This window comes from Chryseobacterium hagamense (genome assembly GCF_007991455.1).
GTDB classification, from domain to species: domain Bacteria; phylum Bacteroidota; class Bacteroidia; order Flavobacteriales; family Weeksellaceae; genus Chryseobacterium; species Chryseobacterium hagamense.
In genome coordinates, this window is sequence record NZ_BJYJ01000034.1 from 15,759 (window position 1) to 39,991 (window position 24,233).

The following is a 24,233-nucleotide window of genomic DNA, read 5'->3' on the forward strand; positions in this document are numbered from 1 at the left end:
TTAGTTTATTCTTCTAAGTTATATTGTTTTATTTTTCTGTATAAAGTTCTTTGCGAAATCCCGAGTTCATCCGCTGCTTTGTTCCTTCTTCCTTTATGTTTTTCAAGGGCTTTGATAATCAGATCTTTTTCATTATTCTGGAGCGACAGGGATTCCGGCCTGTTTTCCTCGATTTCAATATCCTCAATGTCTTCATAGCTGTTTTCCGGCTCCGACATGATGGTAGGGTTCTGGATAACAGGGTTCGCATTGCTGCTGTTTTCAAAATACAGCAACGAATTCGGTGCTACATTCTGCTGCTGTGTTTCAGGCGTATAAATCCTGTTGATTAAATTTTTCTCCTGGCTGCTGAGATCCGACGTCCCACGGTTCTTTATGAGTTCCGAAGTTAAGGATTTTAAATCATTAATATCGTTTCTCATGTCAAACAGAATTTTGTACATGATTTCCCTTTCGCTGCCGAAATCATTCTGCTTTTGGCTGTTGGGTGTATTCACCACCATCGGAAGGTGGGATTCCATCGGGATGTACTCTGCCAGCTTTTCAACCGTTACATGCCTGTTTCTTTCCACAACCGTCATCTGCTCCACCAGGTTTCTCAACTGGCGGACGTTTCCGGGAAATGTATAATTTTCCACATAATGTACGGCGCTGGGCTCCAGCTCCAATTCGGGCATCCTGTATTTTTCTGCAAAATCAATGGCAAATTTCCTGAAAAGCAAATGGAGATCCCCTTTTCTTTCCCGTAAGGGCGGCATGTCGATCTGTACCGTATTTAAACGGTAGTAAAGATCTTCACGAAACCTTCCGTCCTGAATGGCTTTCATCATGTTGACATTGGTTGCCGCCACGATTCTTACATTTGTTTTCTGAACCTGTGAAGATCCTACTTTCATAAATTCACCGCTTTCCAGTACCCGGAGCAGGCGGACTTGGGTCTGTAAAGGCAATTCGCCGACCTCATCCAGGAAAATCGTTCCGCCGTCGGCCACTTCGAAATATCCTTTACGGGTTGCCGTGGCTCCGGTAAACGCTCCTTTTTCGTGCCCGAATAATTCCGAGTCGATGGTCCCTTCCGGAATAGCTCCGCAGTTCACAACGATATAAGGCTGGTGCTTTCTTTTGGACTCCGAATGGATGATTTTCGGGATAAATTCTTTCCCGACCCCGCTTTCCCCGATCACAAGGACCGAAATGTCGGTAGGTGCTACCTGGATGGCCTTTTCCAAAGCACGGTTTAAAGCCGGAAAGTTTCCAATGATTCCGAAACGGTTTTTTATATTTTGTAAGTCGTTGCTCATAAGTAAAGTTTTAGATTATTTTTCGCAGTTTCCTGCAGTCTGATTAATTTTTTAAATGGTTTTCTTTTTAATAATTAACCTATAACGTTTAAATAATCTTTATTTCTGACTTTTGAAACTTTTGTTTTAAAATATAAAATTTGAGAAAAGCAGATTTCTTTGTCCTGTTTTTCGAAGTTTTTGAGAAGCAGGCTGTATTTTCCTTCCTGGAAAACGCCAGGTTCTGATTTATTTTTATTAAAATTTCTGTATTCTTTCCCTTGGGAAACGCTCCCGAGAAGATCGATTGCATTTTGCCTTTGGCCGATCCTTAGGTTCTGCACGGCATTTCCTTCTGTACAAGACTTTTCTAATCCTGCGTCATGACGATTTAAAATCTGATGATATAGTTCGTATAATTGCTTACAGTCTTCAGTTTCAGCATTCCCGCTACTAATCTGGGCTGAAATATTGCTGCAGATGATTACCAACAATACACTTAGGCAATATTTATGAAATTTTTCCATTGTCTGAGTTTAGAATGTTAATAAAATCTTGTTTACTTGGCAATACCGTAAAGTATTTACTCGCAAAAATCTGTTCGTTATTCTCCGGTAAGGTATATTGGACAAGAGCTTCGCTCTTATCCTGACAAAGAATAATCCCTTTTGCAGCTCCCGGACACTCCAATTGTTTTTATAGCTTTCTATTTCGTAAAAACTTCTTTCGTTCGGATCTTTGATCCGCATCAATTTCAGGTAATGCGACCAGGAAAGATTGAAATTAATAAGTGGTGACTGTTGAATTGTATCTAAACTTTCAGATTCGTCAGACACTGTCTGACAAATTGAATAAGACAGGAAAAATTGCCTCATTTGTTTAAGATTTGTTTCCGAGAAACCCTTACCAAATTTTTTCGTGAGATTTTTAGAAAGAAACTTAAGCTGTTCTTTTCCATATTCAGCCCGGCTTTCACCATGCTGCTCATCTTCTACCATCATTCTTCCGATTTCAAAGTAGGTAAGCACAATGGTCTGATTAACGGCAACAACCGCTTTATTCCGTGCATTTTCAAGCAATGCGGAAATATTTTTCAAAAGCGGTTCATTGGTTAATCCTGCAGGCATCATTATTTTGCAACGGTTTCCCCTAAAAGTGTGCCCTGTGTATTATCAAAAACAAAAACGTCCACTAAGTCACCAATCTGCTGACCTTCCAGCTTATCGAAAACACAAACGGCATTCTGGGAATTTCTCCCTTTCCATTGATTTTGGTTCTTTTTGGAAGTTCCTTCAATTAAAACCTGATGAATCCTTCCTACGTAAGATGTCATTCTTTTTCTGGACAGTTCTCCCTGCAGGGCAATTACTTCCGCCAGACGTCTCTGTTTCACATCGGCCGGAATATTATCTTCCATTTTCTTGTGAGCCGGTGTTCCCGGCCTTTCCGAATAAGCAAACATATAACCGTAATCGTATTCCACTTCTCTCATCAAGCTTAATGTATCCTGGTGATCCTCTTCCGTTTCGCTGCAGAAGCCTACGATCATATCCTGAGAAAATGCCACTTCCGGAACAATTTCTTTAGCTTTTTTAATCAGATCCAGGTATTCTTCGCGGGTATGCTGCCTGTTCATCGCCAGAAGCATATTGTTGCTTCCGCTCTGAACCGGCAAATGAACATATTTACAGATGTTATCGTGTTTCGCCATCATCCTGAATACGTCAAGGCTCATGTCCTGAGGGTTGGAGGTGGAGAAACGGATCCTCATTTCCGGAACGGCTTTTGCAACAAGATCAAGCAACTGGGCAAAATTCACAGCTGTTGCCTGCTGCATTTCGGATGCTTTGGCAAAGTCTTTTTTAGGGCCGCCTCCGTACCAAAGGTAAGAGTCTACATTCTGGCCCAGTAAGGTAATTTCTTTATAGCCGCTGTTCCAGAGGCTTTTGCATTCTTCTAAAATGGAATGCGGATCACGGCTTCTTTCACGGCCTCTGGTGAAGGGAACCACACAGAAGGTACACATATTATCGCATCCTCTGGTAATGGTTACATAAGCCGTAACCCCGTTGCCGCCAAGACGGACCGGGTTGATATCCGCATACGTTTCTTCTTTTGAAAGAATCACATTGATGGCATCCCTGCCGTCTTCGGTTTCCTTTAATAGATTGGGTAAATCACGGTAAGCATCAGGCCCTACCACAAGATCCACCAACTGCTCTTCTTCCAGGAATTTGGTTTTCAGTCTTTCCGCCATACAGCCGAGAACCCCTACCGTCATGTTGGGTTTTTCTTTCTTCAGGTTCTTGAATTGGGAAAGGCGCATCCGCACGGTCTGTTCGGCCTTTTCACGGATGGAACAGGTATTTAAAAGGATAAGATCAGCCTCCTCAACTTTCAGGGTTGTATTATACCCCTGCTCATTAAGAATGGACGCAACAATCTCAGAGTCAGAGAAATTCATCTGACAACCGTAGCTCTCTAAAAACAATTTCTTTGAGTTTCCGTCTTTTTCCGCAATGGCAAAAGCTTCACCCTGTTTGGTTTCGTCTATATATTTTTCCTGCACGATATTCGGTTTAAAGTTCAAGGCTTAAAATTCAAAGTTTTGATCCTGAATTTTATTCCCGAAGTTATTGAATTTGCAAAGATACAAAATATTGTGACAGAATGGCAGGAGATGAATTTAATTAAACTGCCGGAAATTTTTAATCATGATCATAGGTATTATGGCTGAAATTCACCTTCATGACAAACTTAGAATCTACCGGACCCCCGTTCTGCATCGCAGGTTTCCATTTGCCTTTTACTTTTTTTGCAGCGTATTTCATATCATCGATGAACATTTCATTGTTTTTAAACTTCGGAAGCACATCGATATTGCTGATCTTGCCTTTCGGATCAATGTTGAAGATAAAGGTAATATTTCCCTGGATGGCATACAGCGCCGTATCGATATAAGCATGGACCATATCCATAAACTCTTTCCGGAAAGTTTCGTCCCCACCCGGGAATTCCGCTTTCTGATAATTTACGTTGGCAGCCTGGGCCTGAGAACCGGCCATCTGCGAAAAACCTTTACCGCTGAAAAGCAATAAAGGCAGGATTAAAAGGTATTTTTTCATGGTTAAAATGAGTGCCGTTGTTTAAATATCCGTTGCGATTGAAGAAAGGTTCATGTTGATTTTAATCTGCGAGGTGACCGGCTGGCCGTTGCAGGTAGCGGGAATCCAGTTCTTTTTGATTCTCCGGACCACATATTTCATATCCTCAAAGAATACCTGGCTGTTGGCTACTTTCGGGGCTCCCTCAATCCGGGTCACTTTTCCTTTCTCATCAACGGTCAGTGTAAAGGTGAAATCTCCGTTAAGAACATAAAAATCCGTATTGAGGTATACATACATATACTTTCTCAGCAGCTCCTTATAAGCCGGAATGCCGCCTTCAAAGCCTGCCGCTTTAAAATCTTTACAGTTCTTTACCGCCACCTGAAGCAAAGGTTCTTTTATATCTATTTTAAGGATGTTTTTATTGTTCTCGACTATAAAATTATCATCCCTTTCCTCCACATCGTTGAATTGCGCAGACGCGGAACCTGCCATAAAAAAAGTCAGCAGAACGATAAGGGTTCTTAATGGATTTCTCATAAATCTCGAATTTACTTAGACAAAGATAATGTATAAAAAGCTCTGATAAAAGAGGCTGACACCGATTTACAGTTACAGAATATCTTTAATGTGCTTATAATTGGTCTTCACGGTATCCAGCACTTCTTCCATTTTCCCGCCCAGCATCAGCTGTGCCATGGATTTCGTCATCCCAAGCACCTGGTTGGCTTCAATTTTAGGAGGCAGGGCCAAGGCATTAGGATTGGTAAAGATATTCAGCAGATAAGGTCCGTTGTACTCCAGGCATTCCCTGATGGCAGTTTCCACTTCTTCAGGCTGATGGACATTTTTCCCGGGATAGCCCATGGCATGGGCAATCATGGCAAAGTCAGGATTCACCATATCGGTTTCGTTATCCGGCATTCCGGCCACTTCCATTTCCAGCTTTACCATTCCCAGCGACCTGTTATTGAAGACAATAATTTTTACAGGCAGTTTATATTGTGAGATAGTAGCCATATCTCCCAAAAGCATTGATAGCCCGCCATCTCCACACATGGCAATTACCTGCCTGCCCGGATAGGCCAGCGATGCTCCGATAGCCATCGGCATTGCGTTGGCCATTGAACCGTGGTTGAAAGACCCAAGCATTTTCCTTGCGCCCGTTCCTGTAATATACCTTGCGCCCCAAACGCAGCACATTCCCGTATCTACGGTGAAAACCGCATCTTTTGTAGCCAGCCGGTCTAAAGTATGGGTAACGAACTCAGGCTGAATGGCGTTTTCCGTTCCCGGATCCTTTACGTAAGTCAACTGATTTTCTTTTACTTTTTCATAAAACTCCAGTTGCTGTTTCAGGAAATCCGTGTCCGTCTTTTCACTTAATAAAGGCAATAATGCTTTAATGGTTTCCTTGACGTCACCGGTCAGTCCCAACTCTAACTTGGCTCTCCGGCCCAGCCGCTCCGGACTTTCATCAATCTGGACGATTTTATTTTTAACGGGCATAAATTTGTCATAAGGAAAATCGGTTCCGAGAAGTACCAGCAGGTCTGCGTCATGCATGGCGTGATGAGCAGACGGAAGCCCCAGAAGCCCCGTGAGTCCCACTTCATTCGGATTATTCGGCTGAATTGACATTTTCCCGCGGAACGAATAGCCTACCGGGGCTTTTAAATATTTCGATAACTCCACTACTTCCGCATTGGCATGCTCTGCACCGATCCCGCAGTACAAGGTCACTTTTTTGCTTTCATTGATCAGGTCTGCCAACCGGTTCAGTTCTTCGTCCGAAGGCCGCAGCACCGGATTGGTCCTGAAAATCTTATTGGATGTCGTTGCTTCTTCCGCATCCAGCTCCGAAACATCTCCCGGAAGACCGATGACGGCAACGCCTTTTTTGGAAATCGCATGCTGGATAGCGGTCTGAACGGTCCGCTGCACCTGCTCCGGACGGGTAATCATCTGGTTATAATGACTGCAGTCGTCGAATAGCTTGATGGTATTGGTTTCCTGGAAGTAATCCATCCCCATTTCTTCACTGGGAATAGTAGATGCGATTACCAGCATCGGTACGTGAGATCGATGCGCTTCATAGACGCCGTTGATGAGATGGATATGCCCCGGCCCACAGCTTCCTGCACACACTGCGAAACCGTCCAGTTCCGCTTCGGCAGCTGCGGCATAAGCTCCTGCCTCTTCATGCCTTACATGGATCCATTCGATACTGCTTTTCTTTACAGCGGCATTCAAATGGTTAAGACTGTCGCCCGTTACGGCATAGATTCTTTTCACATTGGCGCTTTCCAGCATCTCCACAATTTGTTCTGCAATATTTTTAGCCATTCTTATTGTTTTTGGTGTTATTTAAATATGATGATCCGAAACAGACCGATAGTATATGCTGTAAAGATTATGCCAAGAAATCGATGGTATGGTAATTCACAAAAAAGGCTCTGCATTTCTGCAGAGCCTGATGATTTATCTTTGAATTATCTTGATCCCGTCTGGCCGGCGAATGGGTCTCTTGCCTGAAAGGCCACCCTTGCATCAGAAGGCTGAATATCTCTGCCGAAGCTTAAATTTACGGAAACCTCCTGATTTTGCTTTCCTGCAAAATGCTTTTCCATTCTTTTAAGATCCCTCTTTACTTCTCTTTCAAAAGTTTTATCATAAAGTTCCGGTAAAAGCTTCACATCCGCAATTTCCCCCTTGTCGTTTAAGGTAAAACTTAATCTGAAGTCCCCGTTTGCCTGAAAAACATTGCCGGTATACCTTAAATTGCCGGACAGGTCGGTTTCAAATTTTTTCTGTCCGCCTTTGTAGATGGTTTCCACCTGATCTTTATCAAAAGAAACTTTAACATAGGTCTGAGAAAAGGATAAAGTGAAAAGGCCCATTGCCAGAAAAGAAAATAATTTTTTCATAGGATATTGTTGGTCATTTAAAGGTAAGCCTTTTAACGACAATTTACAATACTTCAATCTGATTTTTAAGAAGATCTTCAAATTCATCCCTTCGTCGGATCAGATGGGCTTTTCCGTCCAGGAACAATACCTCAGCAGGTTTCAGCCGGGAATTGAAGTTCGAACTCATTTCAAATCCATAGGCGCCTGCATTGCGGAACACCAGGATATCCCCTTCCCGTACTTCATTCAGCTTGCGGTCCCAGGCAAAAGTATCGGTTTCGCAGATATTCCCGACAACGGTATAAATTCTTTCCGCCCCTTTCGGATTGGACAGGTTTTCAATCACGTGGTAAGAATCGTAGAACATCGGACGGATGAGGTGGTTGAAGCCTGAATTTATTCCTACGAAAACCGTTGCAGTCGTCTGTTTGATTACGTTTGCCTTCACCAGAAGGTATCCGCTTTTCCCGACCAGGAATTTTCCGGGCTCAAACCACAGTTCGAATTTCTTTCCGGTAGACTGTGAAAATTCGGAAATTACTTTTTCCACTTTCTTTCCCAGTGTCTTTACATCGGTCTCCTCTTCGGTCTCCTGATAAGGTATCTTAAAACCGCTTCCCATGTCCAGGTATTTTAAATTCGGGAAATGCTCGGACAGTTCAAGCATAATGTCCAGCGCCTGCAGGAAAACATCCGGATCTTTAATTTCGCTTCCGGTATGCATGTGAAGACCTTCCACGTTCAGGTTCGTGGATTTCATCACCCGCTCGATATGACGGACCTGGTGAATGGAGATCCCGAACTTACTGTCGATATGGCCGGTAGAAATCTTATAGTTCCCTCCTGCGAAGATATGCGGATTGATCCTTACCAGAATCGGGTAAGAGCTTCCGTATTTATTGCCGAACTGTTCAAGAATGGAAATATTATCAATATTGATATGGACCCCGCAGGCCATGGCTTCTTCGATTTCCGCAAGATCTACACAGTTGGGCGTAAATAATATTTGTTCTTTTGGAAAACCTGCTTTCAGGCCCAGCTTTACTTCATTAATAGATACACAATCCAGAGAAGCCCCCAGGTTCTTGACGTACTTCAGGATGTTGATGTTGGTCAACGCTTTCGCTGCATAGAAGAACTTGGTCTGTTTTGAAAAGGAAGAAGTAAGTTTTTCGTATTGGGTTTTGATGGATTCAGCATCATACACATACACCGGGGTGCCAAACTCATTGGCAATCTTCAGCAATTCTTTCGGATTCATAATTAATAAGTAAAAACTTCTTTGTTTGTTATTGAAGAAAGAACAAAGGTAGTAAGAAATTGTCGATCATGTAAAAACAATACTACAGAATATTATACTTAAATTTAAACTCAAACAGAATAAAATACTTTAAAATATGATTTATATAGAATTTTATTTTAATGTTTTAAAAAATATCCAATTAAAAACATAGCTGCAACTATGATCGAAAACATAATGACAGAATGCGGATCCGCAAAATTGACAGTCCATCCCAGACCGTATCTTTTAGGCGGAAAGATTCTTTTGTCTTCTTTATTGTAATAGAAGAGTCCAAACTTCCAGAACGACGGATTTTTATCGGAAAAATTCATGGTAGCTAATTATTTCGGCAATGGTAAAGTTTCAAAATCTCCGCGGAGTAAAGCCAGCTGCAGTTCATTTACAAGATCCGAAGACTGATAAAGCAGGTCTACTTTCAGTTTCATAAGTTTGCTTAAAGTCTGAATCTGGGTAAAGAGCTCATAAAAGCCGTAAGACACAACTTTCCCGTTTTCGATGATCAGGAATAGTTTTTCCCCCAGCCTTCTGCCGGATCCCAGCCAGAGCTCGCTCCGTTTTTTAAAATCGATTTTCTTTCTGAAGGTATCAATATCCTCGTATGCTTCAAACTTCCCGATAAACTGTACTGCTTTTGAACCCTGGGTAAAAGACCGGAATTTAAGAACCGGCTTTTCTGTTTTATTCAGTTTATTTTTCTCTACCAGATATTTTCCGTTTCTGTAATACAATCCAAAGGGAAGGGCTTCCCTTTTCTTTATTCCTTTTGAATTTAAAATCAGTTTGGCAATAATATCGGTCCCTGTAGGCTCGTAGTTAATCTGCTCCACTTCCTGCTGGATCAGTTCCCACCTTTTGGATTTGGAATTAAAAATCTTTTTTGAAAACTTATTGATATCCTGGACGTAGTCTGAAAAGATAATCTTCCCCGCTTCATCCTGGAAATAGACAAAACCCTTCTCATTGGGAAGGTCCTGTGTCAGCACTTTAATTTTGTTGATATACGTCTTGGCATTACTCTCGTCATGCTGCTTCTGGATAATTTCGTTTTCGGTATCCTTTGAAACAAGCAATTTAAACAATTCCAATGTTGCACGGGCATCACCGTCCGCCCGATGATGATTGGTAAGAGGGATGCCCAGCGATTTTACCAGCTTTCCCAGGGAATAGCTGACCTCATCCGGAATCAGCTTTTTGGCTAAAGGAATCGTATCCAGTGTATTGATTTTAAAATCGTACCCTAACCTTTGAAAAGACTGACGCAGCATCCGGTAATCGAAATCGATGTTGTGGCCGACCAAAGTGGTATTGGCGGTAATTTCAACGATCCTGCGGGCAATCTCGTGAAATTTCGGGGCCGTTTTCACCATTTTCGGGGTGATGTTCGTTAATTTCTGAACGAAAGGCGTAATATCGCTTTCAGGGTTTACCAATGATATGAACTGGTCAACAATTTTCTGCCCGTCGTACCGGTACACTGCAATATCGATAATGCATTCTTTTCTGTAACCTGCACCATTACTTTCTATGTCAATTATGGAATACATTTAAAATTTATACAATGTTCTATTAGATTAATAACAAGCCTTTATTCCTAAAATAATGCCAATATGGCTACACAACTTATGCCAACATATTATAAAAAAGGACCAATCCTGCTAAAATAGTAAAAATATTTATCTTCTCCTTCCTCCCAAACCAAGCATTCCCAAAATCGCTTTTGCTCCTTCCCGCATCAGGGTGCTGGTGAAAGTCTTTCCTGCTTTGCTCTGCAGGATCTGCTCAAACATTCCCGGCTCTTCTTTTACGGGCTTTGTCTTCCGGCTGCGTGTGGCTTCTGCTTCCTGTGAAGCCTGTTCCATTCTTCTGACCAGGATTTCATAAGCCGATTCATTATCAATAACCTTTTCATATTTGGCCACCAAGGGTGAACGTCCGGTGAGTTCTGAGATTTCCGCATCATTCAGCACATCCATCCGCGATTCGGGTGAAATAAGATAAGTATGTACCAATGGGGTCGGGATGCCTTTTTCATCCAGGGCCGTCACAAATGCTTCCCCGATTCCCAGGTTCTGAATAAGCGTTGAGGCATTATAAAACTCAGTCGTCGGATAATTTTCCACCGCTTTGGAAATTTCTTTCTTATCCTTTGCCGTAAAACCCCGTAATGCGTGCTGTATTTTCAATCCCAATTGTGAAAGAACGGATTCCGGAACATCTCCGGGAATCTGGGTAATAAAATAAATTCCTACTCCTTTCGAACGGATAAGCTTCACCATTGTTTCGATCTGGGAAACAAGTGCTTTGGAAGACTCGTCGAAGATCAGATGGGCTTCATCGATAAATAGAACCAGCTTAGGCTTTCCGCTGTCGCCTTCTTCCGGAAACGTCATATAGATTTCCGCAAAAAGCGAGAGCATAAAAGTTGAAAATAGCTGGGGCTTGCTCTGGATATCCGCTACCCGCAGGATGTTTACTACCCCTTTACCGTTCCTGGTCTGCAGCAGGTCATGAACATCGAAGCTCAGTTCCCCGAAGAATCCGGAAGCACCCTGCTGCTCCAGGGCAACAATGGCACGGAGGATGGCTCCCAGGGATGCCGGAGCGATGGAACCGTAATTGGAAGACAGCTCTGCTTTTCCCTGCGGATTTTCAGTGACGTACTGCAGCACTTTTTTCAGGTCGTTCAGATCAATTAAAGGCAGGCCTTTGTCGTCACAATATTTAAATACAATCGACATGATGCTTTGCTGCGTTTCATTCAATTGTAAAATTTTACTTAAAAGCACCGGGCCGAATTCGGTAACCGTAGCCCTCAGCTTCACACCTCTTTCCCCGGAGATGGTCATCAGCTCTACCGGAAAAGCCTGGGGATGGTAAGGCAGCTGCGTTCTTTCGTACCGTTCCTGAATGGCCGGATTTTCTGTGCCTGCTTCTGCAATTCCCGAAAAGTCACCTTTGATGTCCAGTACCAGAGACGGGATCCCCTGATGGGAAAGCTGCTCGGCAAAAACCTGCAGGGTTTTGGTTTTACCCGTTCCCGTTGCTCCCGCAATAAGGCCGTGACGATTGATTGTCTTGAGAGGGATGCTAACATTTACTTCAGGAATCACTTCCCCGTCCAGCATGCCCTTTCCTAATATAATAAATTCTCCTTTCGGATGATATCTTGAATTTAGCTCTTCAATAAATTGTGCTTGATCTCCCATTTGATTTTTTTACATGATAAATATAAAGTTTTTATAAAACAGTAGGAAGAAAAAATACAGTTCAAACGGATTAATATTTTAGTCAATTTCCCATAAGTAACCCGTCACACAGTCTCCCACAGCCGAAATACTATTTCCCACATAATAATAAATGGGATGAAAACATGATTTTTTTCAGGAAAAAATTAAAATAATATTAATTTATTGAGGTACCCGTTATCGAATTAATTCTATACCGTTGTAAATAACAAAATTTTAAAAAGCGCTCAAATGCATATATAATGTACAATTGCGAAGAAAATCCATAGAAAAAAGTGGACTTAATATCAATTTTAGGTGAAATAAAACTCATAAACTGCTCATAATTAACAGTTTCTATTTTTCATAAAAAGTAATATATTTGCAACTTAAAATACTAACAAAACTTACATGAAAAAAACATTATTACCTGCGATATTACTCGCTTTCAGTTTTTCGTCTGCCCAAGTAGGGAATGTAGGGATCAACACGAACACTCCACGGGTGAAGCTGGATGTTGCCGGAACTTATAAATCCGGTAAAATCCTGACCGCACCAAGTTCGATCCCGGCAGTAACTTCCGTAGAAAAAGACCGTTATCTGCTGCTTAACCACAGCATTTCCGACAATACAGTAAAAAAAATTAATCCTTCGCAGGCAAACTCCCCGGGGATTGCCAGCATTATTACCTATACCTTAAGCAACGTGAACGGTGACTGGGTAGAAAATTTCAATACCAAAATAAATTCGGACGATTATTCGCTGATGGTATTATCCGCCTATTTCGACCGCGACCTGTATGGAGTAAACATCGCCATCCCATCCTATGGCGTAAAAAGTGTAAATAGCGAATGGCAGATCTATGCGGATTATTCTCAGCTGTCTTCCACTTCGAATGGCGTATGGACCATCGTATGTGCAGTATATCCAAAGACATACGTAAAGATTTTCCCTGAACGCGGACCTTTTAACCTTAACGGCACAACCACAGGATCAGACAGTACTCCGATTCTCCCTTAAAATTAATCCCATGAAAAAGAATATTTTATTTATTTTCCTATTGTTTTCTGCTTTAAGCACAGCTCAAGTCGGTATCGGCACACCATCTCCTGTTGAAAAACTTGAAGTAAACGGAAGCGTGGCCGTCGGGCAATCCGTAACCATCGATCCGACGGCTTACGTTAATAATCCAGCAGGTTTCACTATTTTAGGAACCGACCCTTCATCTGCTACGGTGGGTGGAAAAGTTTTATCTATAGAAACCCTGTACACGCCGCTGATTGTACAGCCTTACTCCATCAGCAACATTTACAGGGACGACCTTAATGATGTAAACCTGAATATCCCTACGGATAAATATTTTATTACCATTGCCAACTTTGAAGCGATTCCTTCAGCCGGAAATAACGGCATTTACTCGCCCGTGGCCAATCCCGACACGAATTCCAACAGAGGGCATTTCACGATCAGGGTATTCCCATCGGGACAGAACTGGCATGTGAACATCGGATATCCTACGCTCAACACCCAAAATACAACGGACCGGTATACCTACAATTTCGATATCATTATCTATTCAAAAAGATTCTTTAAGGACCTCGGAACCATCAATGTTAATTTCAACGGATCTAACAATGCGTCCGCTACGGCAGCACCAAGCGGAATCTAAACCATAATTGTCATGAAAAATATTTTATCTATATTAGCTTTTATATGTACTTCCCTGATGCTGACGGCTCAGATCAATGGTGTAGGAATCGGTACCAATACCCCGACCCACACCCTGGAAGTAAATGGAAACACAAAGCTCAGCGGAAACCTTTACTTCGAAAATCCGGGTGACTATACGGGAAATTCCGCGGGTTCCTACTTTCTGGTAAGGGACAACAGCGATAACGTTATTAAAAGATATGTTCCTGCAACTTCGGCTTTCAGTGCCATCAACAGTACTGTTTACTTTATTACCAATATCAGCACAAGCGGAGTAACAAATTTCGACACCGGCATTCCTGCCAGCAGGTATTATGTGGTAATCGGGGGATTTATTATCAGGGGGCAGAATAACGATTCCAATATAAATATTACCCGCCCGAATAACCTGGGCGACTATATTCCTCAATATTCAACGCGGGCGTTTGTAGAAAACGGAACCTGGAGGATTAAATTTACGCCGAACAACTCGCGTGTATTTGATCGTGTTCCGGAGATCCGTCTCAGCATCAGTGCCTACCGAAGGGATATGCTGACTACAATCAACAATCAGATCAGCTATGATATGAATGCGGTAACTACCGGAAATGCTTCGGTACCCGCACCGGTACTTCCTTAATTTACTAAAGCAAATTTATACAAAGCAGCAGAATCAAGAGATTCTGCTGCTTTTTTATGACCATACCTCCCTTTACAGGCGTTTTTTAATCAATACAGGGCCTTGTGCAGGAAAAGGTTTTTCTCAAATTTATGAGCGCTCTCATCTTTTTTATAAAAATGGCAGTTGCATGCCGATACTAAAAAATATTTCGATGAAATGATTAGAGTTGCCAGGAACGGAAAGCTGAAAGACTGCATGTATGAAATGTATCACGGCCTGATCGATTATCCGGAGCGCGAACTGCAAAAAGCCGACTGTATCCAGTTTAAAGCAGATAAAAATATTACCGAAGATGCCAATGAAATTTTATATATAATCTTCTATACTACGGACCAGCCGGCTTTATAGATTTATTCTATCAATATCCATTTTTTATTTTTGATGGTATTAAAAAAATAAATCCGATTTTTGTATTTCAAATAAAAACATTAAACGGATACAATCACAGAATGAAAGTTGAACAAATATACACGGGATGCCTGGCTCAGGGTGCGTACTACATCGTATCCGAAAATGAAGCGGCCATCATCGATCCGCTCCGCGAGGTAAAACCTTATCTGGAACGGCTGGAGAAAGACAATGTTACCTTAAAATATATCTTTGAAACCCATTTTCATGCAGATTTCGTCTCAGGACATCTGGATCTGAGTAAAAAAACGGGTGCCCCTATCATCTACGGGCCGACCGCCCAGCCTGAATTCGAAGCCATCATTGCGGAAGACCATCAGATTTTTGAAATCGGAAAGGTAAAGATCAAAGTGCTTCACACACCGGGTCATACCATGGAAAGCACGACTTATCTGCTGATTGACGAAAAAGGTACTGAAACTGCTATTTTTACCGGAGACACTTTATTTCTGGGCGATGTGGGAAGACCCGATCTTGCCCAGAAGGCAGGAAGTGTTACACAGGAAGATCTTGCAGGTATTCTGTACGAAAGCCTCCAGACAAAGATTATGCCCCTCGACGACAGCATTACGGTATATCCGGCGCATGGTGCCGGTTCGGCCTGCGGAAAAAACATGCAGAAAGAGACCGTTGACCTTCTGGGGAACCAGAAAAGAACGAACTATGCTCTAAACCAGCCTGATAAAGCATCCTTTATCCGTGAAGTGCTGGACGGCCTGACCGCTCCTCCAAAATATTTCGGGATGAATGTAGCCTTAAACAAGGGCGGTTACGAAAGTCTGGATGCGGTAATGGATAAAGGACTGACGCCGGTTGCGGCAGAAGACTTTGAAGCTTACGCAGAAGAGACCGGAGCATTGATTTTAGATACGAGAAACCCGGGTGATTTCTGCAAAGGATTTATCCCCAACTCCATCAACATTGGTCTGAAAGGCGATTTTGCGCCCTGGGTAGGTTCCTTAATTGTTGATGTAAAACATCCATTGCTCCTCATTGCAGATGAAGGAACCGAAGAAGAAGCCATTACGAGACTGAGCCGTGTCGGTTTCGACCATGTGCTGGGTTATCTGAAAGGTGGTTTTGAAGCCTGGAAAAGCAGCGGTAAAGAAACAGATGAGGTTAACCGGATTTCTCCCGAAGAATTTACCCGGCAGTTTACGGAACATTCCAAGGTAATCGACGTGCGTAAAATTTCCGAATATGCTGCGGAACATATTGACAATGCCTATAATAAACCTTTAGACACGATCAGCGACTGGGTAAAGACCATCGATGATCAGGAGCATTTTTTCCTTCATTGTGCAGGAGGCTACCGGAGCATGATTGCGGCAAGCATTCTCAATTCACATGGGATAAGGAATTTTACGGAAATAGAAGGCGGTTTCGGGGCCATCAAAAAAACCGGCATCCTTCCCACCTCAGATTTTATCTGCCAGTCGAAAGTGATTTAAAATGGAATTATTTTTGTACTGATTCCGATACATAACAAATTCAATACACTTTAGTTTATAAAGAAAAATATTTAAGACACCGCATCCGGTACCCTCCGGATCATTTTAAGTGATTTAAATTTTATGAACTAAAGTGTTTCTTTTAACTAAAAACCAATCCTATGTCACAAAAATTTCAGGAAATCATCGATTCCGAAAGACCGGTTCTTATTGATTTCTTTGCCACCTGGTGCCAGCCGTGCAAAGTACAGTCTTCCGTACTGAATACCGTAAAAGAAAATATCGGCGAAAATGCCAGAATCATTAAAGTGGATGTAGACCAGTATCCGGCGCTGGCCAGCCAGTACGGGGTGCGCGGCGTTCCTACCCTGGCGATCTTTAAAAAAGGGGAAATCCTGTGGAAAGAAAGCGGTGTGCACGATGTGAATACCCTGACACAGCTTTTAAAACAATATACTTAAACAAAGGCTGGGGCTGAGACTAAATTCCCGAATCTCAACCTCAGCCTTTGTCTTTATCATTCAATCGAAAAAGAATCGCGGTCGTTCAGAAACCGGAAATGATTCCTGAATTCTTTCAGTTCTTCCAAATGTAATTTCGCTGTAACGAGATTATTTTTTTTCTCAGATAGCTCTGTTCCGTCTGCAAAAAAGCAATGGGAGCTTTCCTGATAAAACAGGCTATTTCCATCAGTTCCGATACGGTTCAGCCCAAAAACAAAAGCCAGGTTTTCAATAGCCCGGGCCTTCAGCAGGTGTTCCCAGGCTCTTACCCTCTTTTCAGGCCAGTTCGCCACATACAGAATGGCATCATAATCATCATTGTTTCTGGAGAAAACCGGAAACCGGAGATCGTAGCATACCTGCAGCAATATCCTGAAGCCTTTGTAATCTACAACTACCCGTTCTTTTCCCGGACTGTATACCTGATCTTCCCCCGAAAAAGAAAACAGATGCCTTTTATTATAAAAGTCCACCTGTGAATCCGGATGTACAAAATACATCCTGTTGTAAAAACGGCCGTTGTCTTCCACCGGAGCACTTCCACAGAATGCGGCATTCTTTTCTTTCGCCATTTTCCTGAGGAATTCCAGCGACTCCAGGTGACGGTCAGAAACTTCCGGAGCATCCATGCAGAAACCGGTGGAAAACATTTCCGGAAGCAGAAAGAGATCGGCCTCCTGATGCTGTAGTTCTTTTTCAATACGCTGAAAGTTTTCCGTTTTATTTTTCCAGACAATATCCAGATTCAGTCCTGTAATTTTCATAAACTTTGTTAAAAAACTTCCATAAAAATACGATTTTCCAATGATTTCGGTTTTATTTTTGTTGAAGATGTCTTGCTTTTTAAACAACATCATATCTTTAGCCGGATAATAACAATTAAAAATAAATTTATGAAGAAACTGGTTTTTATGCTGATGCTGGTTTTTGCCGGTACTGCTGCAGATGCCCAGGCCTGGACCGGGAAAGGGGATCAGAAAATCAACGCCGGGCTCAGCGCCTGGGGATACGGAACAGGAATTACCGGAACTTATGACTACGGTCTGAACGGCCTGATTTCCGTAGGTGCCGGACTGAATGTTTATTTCGATAATTACAAGGACAACGATGATGAAAACCGGGTATTCGCTTTCGGAAGGGTAAATTTCCATTTGAAAGATGCCCTGCAGCTGCCGGAAAAGCTGGATATCTATCCGGGAGTTGATGTAGGGGTTGTGGGAAGGAATTTCGGGCTTGGCGCACACATCGGCGCGAGATACTTCTTTACCGAGAGAATCGGCGTTTTCGCCGAAGTCGGCAACAATGGCAGCCTCGGGGTTTCCATTAATTTATAACAGATCATTGCTTTATATGACAAAGCTTCCCGTTTCGGGAGGCTTTTTTATTTGGCATAGTTTTGAGAATTGTTACCTTTGCAAATTAAACATACAAAGCATTAATGGAAATAGCAATCAAACTGTTTCAATTTATATTGAGCATTTCTATCCTGGTCATTCTTCACGAACTCGGGCATTTCTTACCCGCCAAATGGTTCAAGACCAAAGTTGAAAAATTCTATCTTTTCTTCGATCCGTGGTTCTCTCTGGTAAAGAAAAAAGTAGGTGAAACCGAATACGGGATCGGCTGGCTTCCTTTCGGGGGATATGTAAAGATCGCCGGAATGGTGGATGAAAGCATGGATACCGAACAATTGAAGCAGCCTGCACAACCCTGGGAATTCCGGGCAAAACCGGCCTGGCAACGGTTGATCATCATGTTGGGAGGGGTTACGGTAAACTTTTTCCTGGCCTGGATCATTTACAGCTGCCTGTCTCTTTTCAACGGGGAAATGTATACCGATCTTACGAAATTCAACAATGGCATCGGCGTAACGGAAGCCGGTAAAAAAATGGGGTTCCAGAGCGGGGATAAAATCATCAATATCGACGGCAAACCTGTAGAAAGGCTGGAGAATGCCTCTATCAATATTCTTTTGGGCGACCAGGTCACCGTACTCAGAAACGGTAAGGAAGTTACTTTCCCGATCGAAAAAGAGGGTGTGGCAGAAGTTTTAAAGCAAAAAGAAGCCAAACTGTACATTACCCCGAGATTCCCGATGATCATCGATTCTCTCGCAAGCCCGGCTTCGAAAGCATCAGGCCTGGCCAAAGGGGACAAAGTAGTAGCAGTAAATGGAAAACCGACTCCTTTTTTCGACGAAGTAAGCACTGTACTATCTGAAAACAAAGGGAAGACCATTGCCATCGATGTACTGAGAAACGGCAAACAGGAAACCTTTAATGCAGCCGTTGATAAAGACGGTAAACTGGGTGTTGGGGTAGATCAGAAAGCACTGGCTTCTGTAGTAACGGATAAAAAATATTCTTTCGGAGAAGCAATCCCGAGAGGTTTCGAAAGAACCATCGAAGCTTTAACCATGCAGGTAAAGCAGTTTAAAATCATGTTCAACTCGAAAATCCAGGGATACAAAAACGTCGGCGGACCTATTGCCATCGTGAAAAACATGCCTGTTGACAGAGCTGCAGACGGTGGTATTTCGATCAACTGGGCGGCCTTCTGGAGCTTTACGGCCATGTTCTCCGTATGGCTGGCATTCCTGAACCTGATTCCGATCCCGGGACTGGATGGCGGACACGTTCTTTTCACTTTGTATGAAATGATCGTGGGCAAACCGGTTCCTCAGAAAGTATTGGAAAATGCACAGATGATCGGGGTTATCTTCCTGTTAGGCTTGATGTTAGTTATTTTCGGAAGTGACATCTTTAAGATCTTTGCCGGAAAATTATAATATTTTTCGTTTTTAATAAAAAAATATTTGCAGGGTATAAATATTCGTCCTATATTTGCACCACTTAAAACAAAGGACATTCCTCCTTAGCTCAGTTGGTTAGAGCATCTGACTGTTAATCAGAGGGTCGCTGGTTCGAGCCCAGCAGGAGGAGCAAAAAAGACTTACAGCAATGTAGGTCTTTTTTTTTCTCTAAAGTCCTGTCATTATGATATATTTGAGAGTTTCTAATGACTTCATCTTTTTTTTCCCAACTTTTGTTACTGATCCAACTGATCCCTGATCCGTTTTTAAACTAAATTTTTGTAAGTTATTTTATTTAGTTTAATACATAACGTAAGATAAGCAAATAAAAATTTATATAATTCAAAAAAAAATTAAAACACGTCAAGTTTTGGCGCAGTCGGGATTTAGCTTTGCTTTTAGAAACATTTAAACAAAATATTAATTACTAAAACGCAAAGCTTATGGAAGAATTCGATGACGACTTTGGTGATTTATCACCGTTCAAAACGCGCTCTTTTGAAGAATTAAATCAAAGATCTAAACAAAACAATGCTTTTGTCAACACAATGATCAACAAGGATGATTTCCCTGATTACAGAAGCCCATTTCATGATTACAGAAACACACCATCTGGATACTCTTATCTTACTGATAATCCCATATCTTCCACTTTTCCTTCTACAGGATTAAATGAAAAAGGAGAAAAGGGTTATGAATATTACGCAGAAGTGCTTCCCTGTGAAACAGGTTCCCAGGTATATGGAAGCTATCAGGCTAATGCCAGAAAGAAACAGGCTTTATTCCTGTTTTATGAGAAACCAAATCCGAACAAATCCAACTTTGCAGGAGACTTTTATATTGCCAAGATGGGAGATTATTTTGTTCAGCTTTTTAAAAGATTTCCTGAGCCATTGCCCTCCAGTGTCGGTGGAAAATTCTTCAGGAATATTTCTTCCATGGAAGACGAAGCTGCTTATCTGGCCCAGTTGGCATATACTTATGAGGGAGATAAAATCAATGCTGCTCTGGTGCGTGATGCCTTAATGAGGGAGTATCAGTTTTTTACCGGAGACAGAAGATTTGAAGAGATTATAGGTAATATTTCTTCTATTCCAGCTGATGCTCTTGGATGGTGCGCGGAACAATTAGAAAGCTTAAAACCCACAGAAAAGAATTACAATCCCGAAGCCAAGGACTATTCTCCTCTAGTTCCTATCGTAGGAGCGGTTAACTTAAATAAGGCTGCACAATTCTTTGAGGGGTTAGGGGATAATCCTTTTGTTCAGGGGGCAGAGGTTGCTTTCTCAAAAGTATGGACATTGGTGAAGCAGGCTGCAAGCAAAGTTAAAGATGCCTCAATAGAACATCTCCCTGACGCTTTTAAGAAACTCATTAATAAAATTACAGGTGTTATTAATGACATCCGGTCTTTTCTTGCTAATGCAACAGATAATATTAGTGAAATGGCTAAACAGGGTATAGAAGCCCTTAAGCTGGCCAACGCCCTTTATTGTGGTGTTCATAGTGGGCTTATCAGCCTTATCCAATGCTTATTGTATATTTTAGAGTTTCTTTTACAGCCTGCGACAACTTTTTCCTACCAACAATATCTTGAAAGAAGGGACTTGATGGAAAAAGCAGAGGATGCAGTAGACTGGATAACAGAGAATGTTCCTAAATTCTTACAGGGTATCAAAGACCTTTTCAAAGCAAGTGGAAGTATTTCTCAGTCTGATATGGAAGGAATATTTGATAAGATGAAGGAGTATTTTGGTGATATTTCTCGATACACGGTAGCTTTTTATGTAGGTATCTTTGCATTTGAATTACTGATAAACATTCTCCTCCTGATCTTTACAGAAGGTGCAGGGAATGTGGTAAAGGGAGCCACTTATGTAGAGAAAGCAGCAAGTTTATTAAAGGTTCTGGCAAGAGAAACTGTTTCTGTATCCACATTAGGGATTACGGATTTGCTGGCATTTCTTTCAAGATTTATTATTAGATTTGGGAAAGCCTGTGCCAAGGGATTTAAAGGATTTATCCGCTTCATTGAAGATTTGTTACAAGGCGCTAAAAATGGGGCTAAAGCTGAGGATTTAGCCATGACAGCAGAGGAAATTGAAGAAGTTGTATTAAAAGGAAAGAAGGTACAGAGTATTTTCAATATTCTTACCAGTGCAAGAGCAGGATTTAAAAAAGTAGGGATTGAAATTGTAGCGAAAGTTGATGGCTATCTTCTTAAATGGAAAGAAAAACCCATCTTCAAAGGAGATTTCAAAGAGGTTAATGCATTCTGGAGCAAAATTCTGAAACCTAAATTAGGTACCGGGACGGGAGGAATTTTAAAGTATCTTCAAATTCTTTCCAGAAATATGGTTGCCCAAGAACATAGCATGTCTTGTGCTGCTGCATGTATCAGGCAACTAGCTAAGGATCATGGAATAGAAATGACAGAAGCAGCAATAAGGAAACTAGCAGGTACTACGGAAGAATTAGGAACAACAGATTTAGGGATAGTCTTAGCTTTAGAGGACGTTTTCACAAGTAAAAATATTGAAGCTCTTTCTTATTTTAGAAATACAGATGAAGCAATGCCTGATATTTTAAAAGACATCTCTAAAGAAGGAAGCTGGTTAGCATCTATTCATCCATTAAATGGTCAAAAGCACGCTGTTATTGTAGATAAAATTATTGATAATAAAGTTTACATTAGAGATCCATGGCCTATTGAAGGAATAGGTAAAGGAAATGGCGTAAAAGCTATTGTAAATCTAGATGATTTTGTTTATTCTTGGGTAAAAGCAGGGGCAAATAAATATAAAGTAAAATAAATTAATTATGGACTATAAAGAGATTTCAAAAAAACTAGAAGAATTAGGTTATGCTACTCAGTTTCATAATCTTATTAATTCATTAACAGTTGGCATTCCAGAAAATGGAAATTTCAAGCTGGATTCAATATTCAGAATAGAGAAAAATGGCGATAAAATGAATGTAAACTATTTTACTGGGCAGATTCCTGTAGAAAAAGAATTTAACACCATTGAAGAACTCTTAAAATTTGTAAGGCAGGTCTTTCCGCTAGAGGAGTAACTTTATGAACGGTCTGGAAAACATACAAAAAATCCTTAAAAGAGAAGGATACTATTGTGAATATAAGCAGATAAATGGCGCATCAGAATAAATTCTGTTTTGCGGAATCCAAGACAATATATTTATTGTAAAACCTGGCAGAGAATTTTACATGAGATGGCTGATATTAAAATGAAAAAAATATGGGTTCGAGCCCAGCAGGAGGAGCCAGAAAAGACTTACAGCAATGTAGGTCTTTTTTTATGCCCTGAAATAAATATTCTTCAGCAATTTAATTAATTGATAAAGAATGAAATAACCCTTAACGTCCCATGGACACAGGAAAAATATCCATCTTTTTAAAATAAAAATTTGTGTAATCGCAATATTCCTTTTATATTTGCACCACTCCAATCGAGGAAAATTCCTCCTTAGCTCAGTTGGTTAGAGCATCTGACTGTTAATCAGAGGGTCGCTGGTTCGAGCCCAGCAGGAGGAGCAAAAGACTTACAGCAATGTAGGTCTTTTTTATTCATTATTTTTCTTTCAGATACTTTTTGTAAAATTCTTTACCTTTATATCAATGAACCGGATATTCTTACGCCATGTTCCGGAAAACATTTTTTATATATGATGTTACCACCTGAAATTGAAGATCAATATGTAAGAGAAGTCCTTTACAACACTTCTCTAAGAGACTTACCTGATGAAAAATGGAAGCTGATTGACGAATTTGAAAATTATGCAATCTCAAATTACGGAAGGGTCAAAAGCCTGGCACGCCTCACTTTATCATTTCAAGGTAATTTCAGGGAGCAGGAAGACCTGATTATGAAATTGATATTTAACAAAAATTTCAACCGTCACGCCAACCGTTCTTTTTATAATGTATTTTGCTCACTTACCCTTGATAACAAAAGATACCGCAAGTCCATATCCCGATTGGTATATTATCATTTTGTAGAAAAATTCGATCTAAGTGACAGGAATTTTATTATTTCATACAAAGACGGGAACAGCCTGAATACAAACTATAAAAATTTAGAGAAGATTACATGTCGGGAAAAAGTATTTAAATCAATAAAAAACAAAAGAGCAGATGATCCACAACTCAAATATCAGGAGTCTGTAAGTCAATATACAGTCAAAGGAGAGTGGATTGCCAATTTTGACAGCATTATCAGAGCAGAAGAGACACTTGGTATCAAATGCACTCATATCTTTCACACCATTGAAAGGAAAACATTAACCGCCGGAGGATTCCGATGGTTCGCACAAAGCAGTCCGCCTAAAAAAGAAGACTTTATTATCATCACAAAATCGAGCCCTGCAGAAAAAATCTTTAATAAACGTCTCTGGGAAAGATTAGGAAAGCCTCGTATCGATAAAAAAAATCCTCCACCGTGCATGAATCTTACGCTTCAGGATCTTCCCGGTGAATACTGGAAACCTGTACCCCGCTTTGAAGACTTGTACCGTATTTCCAATAAAGGAAGAGTAAAACGATTAGGAGAATGGAATTCAAATAAAAAAGCATTCCGGAAGGAGCACATCATGTCAATTATGGCAGAGATTAAAAATTCAGGGACTTATTACCTTTATCTAGCGCCTTACGTGAATGGTAAAATAAAAAACATAACCATTTCCAGGGTCCTTTATTACTGTTTTGTACAAGAATTCGATCTTAATGACCGGACATTAGCTGTTATAAATCAAAATGATCCTTCATGGGATATGAATCCGTCGAAGCTTTTGCTACGTTCTATTTATTCGGATCTGAAAGAAAAATAATCATGTAGAATTTTTAGTCT

At 41.1% G+C, this 24,233-nt stretch carries 24 protein-coding genes, 2 tRNA genes and 1 pseudogene; 13 read left to right on the forward strand and 14 right to left on the reverse strand.

Annotation, left to right across the window (positions count from 1 at the left end; all coding sequences use genetic code 11):
* Positions 1 to 5: 5 nt before the first annotated feature.
* The 13 genes and pseudogenes from CHA01nite_RS18055 to CHA01nite_RS18110 form a co-directional block, all read right to left on the reverse strand.
* On the reverse strand, positions 6 to 1,301 hold the full coding sequence (locus CHA01nite_RS18055; protein WP_146943965.1) for a sigma-54 interaction domain-containing protein: 1,296 nt from the start codon (positions 1,299 to 1,301) through the stop codon (positions 6 to 8).
* Between the two features lie 74 nt (positions 1,302 to 1,375).
* Positions 1,376 to 1,807, reverse strand: a complete 432-nt coding sequence (locus CHA01nite_RS18060; RefSeq protein WP_146943967.1) for a hypothetical protein — start codon at positions 1,805 to 1,807, stop codon at positions 1,376 to 1,378.
* Positions 1,791 to 1,970: a PDDEXK nuclease domain-containing protein gene (locus CHA01nite_RS21085; protein WP_373869032.1), complete on the reverse strand. Its 180-nt coding sequence runs from the start codon at positions 1,968 to 1,970 to the stop codon at positions 1,791 to 1,793. Before CHA01nite_RS21085 ends, CHA01nite_RS18060 begins: the two co-directional genes overlap by 17 nt.
* 35 nt (positions 1,971 to 2,005) lie before the next feature.
* Positions 2,006 to 2,410: pseudogene (locus tag CHA01nite_RS18065) on the reverse strand (DUF1016 N-terminal domain-containing protein); the annotation flags it as partial.
* Positions 2,410 to 3,849: a tRNA (N6-isopentenyl adenosine(37)-C2)-methylthiotransferase MiaB gene (gene miaB, locus CHA01nite_RS18070; RefSeq protein WP_146944010.1), complete on the reverse strand. Its 1,440-nt coding sequence runs from the start codon at positions 3,847 to 3,849 to the stop codon at positions 2,410 to 2,412. The pseudogene CHA01nite_RS18065 and the gene miaB, both read right to left, overlap by 1 nt.
* Before the next feature lie 139 nt (positions 3,850 to 3,988).
* A complete protein-coding gene (locus CHA01nite_RS18075; RefSeq protein WP_146943971.1) occupies positions 3,989 to 4,405 on the reverse strand; it encodes an energy transducer TonB in 417 nt (138 codons plus the stop codon).
* A gap of 21 nt (positions 4,406 to 4,426) precedes the next feature.
* Positions 4,427 to 4,927, reverse strand: coding sequence for a hypothetical protein (locus CHA01nite_RS18080; protein ID WP_228458450.1), 501 nt, complete (start codon positions 4,925 to 4,927; stop codon positions 4,427 to 4,429).
* Between the two features lie 72 nt (positions 4,928 to 4,999).
* Entirely contained in the window at positions 5,000 to 6,733 is a 1,734-nt protein-coding gene (locus CHA01nite_RS18085) for a thiamine pyrophosphate-dependent enzyme (RefSeq protein ID WP_146943973.1), read from the reverse strand.
* Between the two features lie 146 nt (positions 6,734 to 6,879).
* The gene (locus CHA01nite_RS18090; protein WP_146943975.1) at positions 6,880 to 7,314 is read right to left on the reverse strand and encodes a hypothetical protein; all 435 of its coding nucleotides are present in this window, start codon (positions 7,312 to 7,314) and stop codon (positions 6,880 to 6,882) included.
* 43 nt (positions 7,315 to 7,357) lie between these two features.
* Positions 7,358 to 8,557, reverse strand: a complete 1,200-nt coding sequence (gene lysA / locus CHA01nite_RS18095) for a diaminopimelate decarboxylase (RefSeq protein WP_174771838.1) — start codon at positions 8,555 to 8,557, stop codon at positions 7,358 to 7,360.
* 158 nt (positions 8,558 to 8,715) lie between these two features.
* On the reverse strand, positions 8,716 to 8,910 hold the full coding sequence (locus CHA01nite_RS21090) for a DUF5808 domain-containing protein (RefSeq protein ID WP_146943979.1): 195 nt from the start codon (positions 8,908 to 8,910) through the stop codon (positions 8,716 to 8,718).
* 9 nt (positions 8,911 to 8,919) lie between these two features.
* Positions 8,920 to 10,143, reverse strand: coding sequence for a 3'-5' exonuclease (locus CHA01nite_RS18105; protein ID WP_146943981.1), 1,224 nt, complete (start codon positions 10,141 to 10,143; stop codon positions 8,920 to 8,922).
* A gap of 129 nt (positions 10,144 to 10,272) precedes the next feature.
* A complete protein-coding gene (locus CHA01nite_RS18110) occupies positions 10,273 to 11,805 on the reverse strand; it encodes a helicase HerA-like domain-containing protein (RefSeq protein WP_146943983.1) in 1,533 nt (510 codons plus the stop codon).
* A 429-nt stretch (positions 11,806 to 12,234) separates the two neighbouring features.
* Here CHA01nite_RS18110 and CHA01nite_RS18115 point away from each other — a divergent pair, with 429 nt between their 5' ends.
* The 6 genes from CHA01nite_RS18115 to CHA01nite_RS18140 all read left to right on the forward strand — a co-directional run bounded on the left by CHA01nite_RS18115 (position 12,235) and on the right by CHA01nite_RS18140 (position 16,514).
* Positions 12,235 to 12,843 (forward strand): hypothetical protein, encoded by a 609-nt coding sequence (locus CHA01nite_RS18115; RefSeq protein ID WP_146943985.1) that lies wholly within the window; start codon positions 12,235 to 12,237, stop codon positions 12,841 to 12,843.
* Between the two features lie 10 nt (positions 12,844 to 12,853).
* The gene (locus CHA01nite_RS18120) at positions 12,854 to 13,492 is read left to right on the forward strand and encodes a hypothetical protein (protein ID WP_146943987.1); all 639 of its coding nucleotides are present in this window, start codon (positions 12,854 to 12,856) and stop codon (positions 13,490 to 13,492) included.
* 12 nt (positions 13,493 to 13,504) lie between these two features.
* Positions 13,505 to 14,152, forward strand: coding sequence for a hypothetical protein (locus CHA01nite_RS18125; RefSeq protein ID WP_146943988.1), 648 nt, complete (start codon positions 13,505 to 13,507; stop codon positions 14,150 to 14,152).
* 198 nt (positions 14,153 to 14,350) lie between these two features.
* Entirely contained in the window at positions 14,351 to 14,542 is a 192-nt protein-coding gene (locus CHA01nite_RS18130; protein WP_146943990.1) for a hypothetical protein, read from the forward strand.
* Positions 14,543 to 14,643: 101 nt separating this feature from the next.
* Complete coding sequence (locus tag CHA01nite_RS18135; protein WP_146943992.1) at positions 14,644 to 16,053, forward strand: MBL fold metallo-hydrolase; 1,410 nt, start codon at positions 14,644 to 14,646, stop codon at positions 16,051 to 16,053.
* Between the two features lie 161 nt (positions 16,054 to 16,214).
* Complete coding sequence (locus CHA01nite_RS18140; RefSeq protein WP_146943994.1) at positions 16,215 to 16,514, forward strand: thioredoxin family protein; 300 nt, start codon at positions 16,215 to 16,217, stop codon at positions 16,512 to 16,514.
* A gap of 56 nt (positions 16,515 to 16,570) precedes the next feature.
* Here CHA01nite_RS18140 and CHA01nite_RS18145 read toward each other — a convergent pair whose 3' ends face one another.
* Positions 16,571 to 17,320, reverse strand: a complete 750-nt coding sequence (locus CHA01nite_RS18145; protein ID WP_146943996.1) for a nitrilase-related carbon-nitrogen hydrolase — start codon at positions 17,318 to 17,320, stop codon at positions 16,571 to 16,573.
* Between the two features lie 129 nt (positions 17,321 to 17,449).
* Here CHA01nite_RS18145 and CHA01nite_RS18150 point away from each other — a divergent pair, with 129 nt between their 5' ends.
* The 7 genes from CHA01nite_RS18150 to CHA01nite_RS18180 all read left to right on the forward strand — a co-directional run bounded on the left by CHA01nite_RS18150 (position 17,450) and on the right by CHA01nite_RS18180 (position 24,213).
* Entirely contained in the window at positions 17,450 to 17,890 is a 441-nt protein-coding gene (locus tag CHA01nite_RS18150; protein WP_146943998.1) for a DUF6646 family protein, read from the forward strand.
* A 104-nt stretch (positions 17,891 to 17,994) separates the two neighbouring features.
* Positions 17,995 to 19,344 carry an RIP metalloprotease RseP gene (gene rseP, locus CHA01nite_RS18155; RefSeq protein ID WP_146944000.1) on the forward strand — a complete coding sequence of 450 codons (1,350 nt, stop codon included), beginning with the start codon at positions 17,995 to 17,997 and terminating at the stop codon, positions 19,342 to 19,344.
* Positions 19,345 to 19,424: 80 nt separating this feature from the next.
* A tRNA-Asn gene (locus CHA01nite_RS18160) sits at positions 19,425 to 19,498 on the forward strand.
* Between the two features lie 313 nt (positions 19,499 to 19,811).
* Positions 19,812 to 22,181, forward strand: coding sequence for a cysteine peptidase family C39 domain-containing protein (locus CHA01nite_RS18165; RefSeq protein WP_146944002.1), 2,370 nt, complete (start codon positions 19,812 to 19,814; stop codon positions 22,179 to 22,181).
* A 7-nt stretch (positions 22,182 to 22,188) separates the two neighbouring features.
* Positions 22,189 to 22,443 carry a hypothetical protein gene (locus CHA01nite_RS18170; RefSeq protein WP_146944004.1) on the forward strand — a complete coding sequence of 85 codons (255 nt, stop codon included), beginning with the start codon at positions 22,189 to 22,191 and terminating at the stop codon, positions 22,441 to 22,443.
* A 404-nt stretch (positions 22,444 to 22,847) separates the two neighbouring features.
* Positions 22,848 to 22,921 (forward strand) — tRNA-Asn (locus CHA01nite_RS18175).
* Positions 22,922 to 23,052: 131 nt separating this feature from the next.
* Positions 23,053 to 24,213, forward strand: coding sequence for an NUMOD4 domain-containing protein (locus tag CHA01nite_RS18180; RefSeq protein WP_146944006.1), 1,161 nt, complete (start codon positions 23,053 to 23,055; stop codon positions 24,211 to 24,213).
* The last annotated feature ends 20 nt before the right edge of the window (positions 24,214 to 24,233 follow it).

Coding starts and splice junctions, on each gene's coding strand:
- CHA01nite_RS18055 (WP_146943965.1), bottom strand. CDS start 1,301: ATGAGCAACGACTTACAAAATATAAAAAACCGTTTCGGAATCATTGGA.
- CHA01nite_RS18060 (WP_146943967.1), bottom strand. CDS start 1,807: ATGGAAAAATTTCATAAATATTGCCTAAGTGTATTGTTGGTAATCATC.
- CHA01nite_RS18075 (WP_146943971.1), bottom strand. CDS start 4,405: ATGAAAAAATACCTTTTAATCCTGCCTTTATTGCTTTTCAGCGGTAAA.
- CHA01nite_RS18080 (WP_228458450.1), bottom strand. CDS start 4,927: ATGAGAAATCCATTAAGAACCCTTATCGTTCTGCTGACTTTTTTTATG.
- CHA01nite_RS18085 (WP_146943973.1), bottom strand. CDS start 6,733: ATGGCTAAAAATATTGCAGAACAAATTGTGGAGATGCTGGAAAGCGCC.
- CHA01nite_RS18090 (WP_146943975.1), bottom strand. CDS start 7,314: ATGAAAAAATTATTTTCTTTTCTGGCAATGGGCCTTTTCACTTTATCC.
- lysA (WP_174771838.1), bottom strand. CDS start 8,557: ATGAATCCGAAAGAATTGCTGAAGATTGCCAATGAGTTTGGCACCCCG.
- CHA01nite_RS21090 (WP_146943979.1), bottom strand. CDS start 8,910: ATGAATTTTTCCGATAAAAATCCGTCGTTCTGGAAGTTTGGACTCTTC.
- CHA01nite_RS18105 (WP_146943981.1), bottom strand. CDS start 10,143: ATGTATTCCATAATTGACATAGAAAGTAATGGTGCAGGTTACAGAAAA.
- CHA01nite_RS18110 (WP_146943983.1), bottom strand. CDS start 11,805: ATGGGAGATCAAGCACAATTTATTGAAGAGCTAAATTCAAGATATCAT.
- CHA01nite_RS18115 (WP_146943985.1), top strand. CDS start 12,235: ATGAAAAAAACATTATTACCTGCGATATTACTCGCTTTCAGTTTTTCG.
- CHA01nite_RS18120 (WP_146943987.1), top strand. CDS start 12,854: ATGAAAAAGAATATTTTATTTATTTTCCTATTGTTTTCTGCTTTAAGC.
- CHA01nite_RS18125 (WP_146943988.1), top strand. CDS start 13,505: ATGAAAAATATTTTATCTATATTAGCTTTTATATGTACTTCCCTGATG.
- CHA01nite_RS18130 (WP_146943990.1), top strand. CDS start 14,351: ATGATTAGAGTTGCCAGGAACGGAAAGCTGAAAGACTGCATGTATGAA.
- CHA01nite_RS18135 (WP_146943992.1), top strand. CDS start 14,644: ATGAAAGTTGAACAAATATACACGGGATGCCTGGCTCAGGGTGCGTAC.
- CHA01nite_RS18140 (WP_146943994.1), top strand. CDS start 16,215: ATGTCACAAAAATTTCAGGAAATCATCGATTCCGAAAGACCGGTTCTT.
- CHA01nite_RS18145 (WP_146943996.1), bottom strand. CDS start 17,320: ATGAAAATTACAGGACTGAATCTGGATATTGTCTGGAAAAATAAAACG.
- CHA01nite_RS18150 (WP_146943998.1), top strand. CDS start 17,450: ATGAAGAAACTGGTTTTTATGCTGATGCTGGTTTTTGCCGGTACTGCT.
- rseP (WP_146944000.1), top strand. CDS start 17,995: ATGGAAATAGCAATCAAACTGTTTCAATTTATATTGAGCATTTCTATC.
- CHA01nite_RS18165 (WP_146944002.1), top strand. CDS start 19,812: ATGGAAGAATTCGATGACGACTTTGGTGATTTATCACCGTTCAAAACG.
- CHA01nite_RS18170 (WP_146944004.1), top strand. CDS start 22,189: ATGGACTATAAAGAGATTTCAAAAAAACTAGAAGAATTAGGTTATGCT.
- CHA01nite_RS18180 (WP_146944006.1), top strand. CDS start 23,053: ATGATGTTACCACCTGAAATTGAAGATCAATATGTAAGAGAAGTCCTT.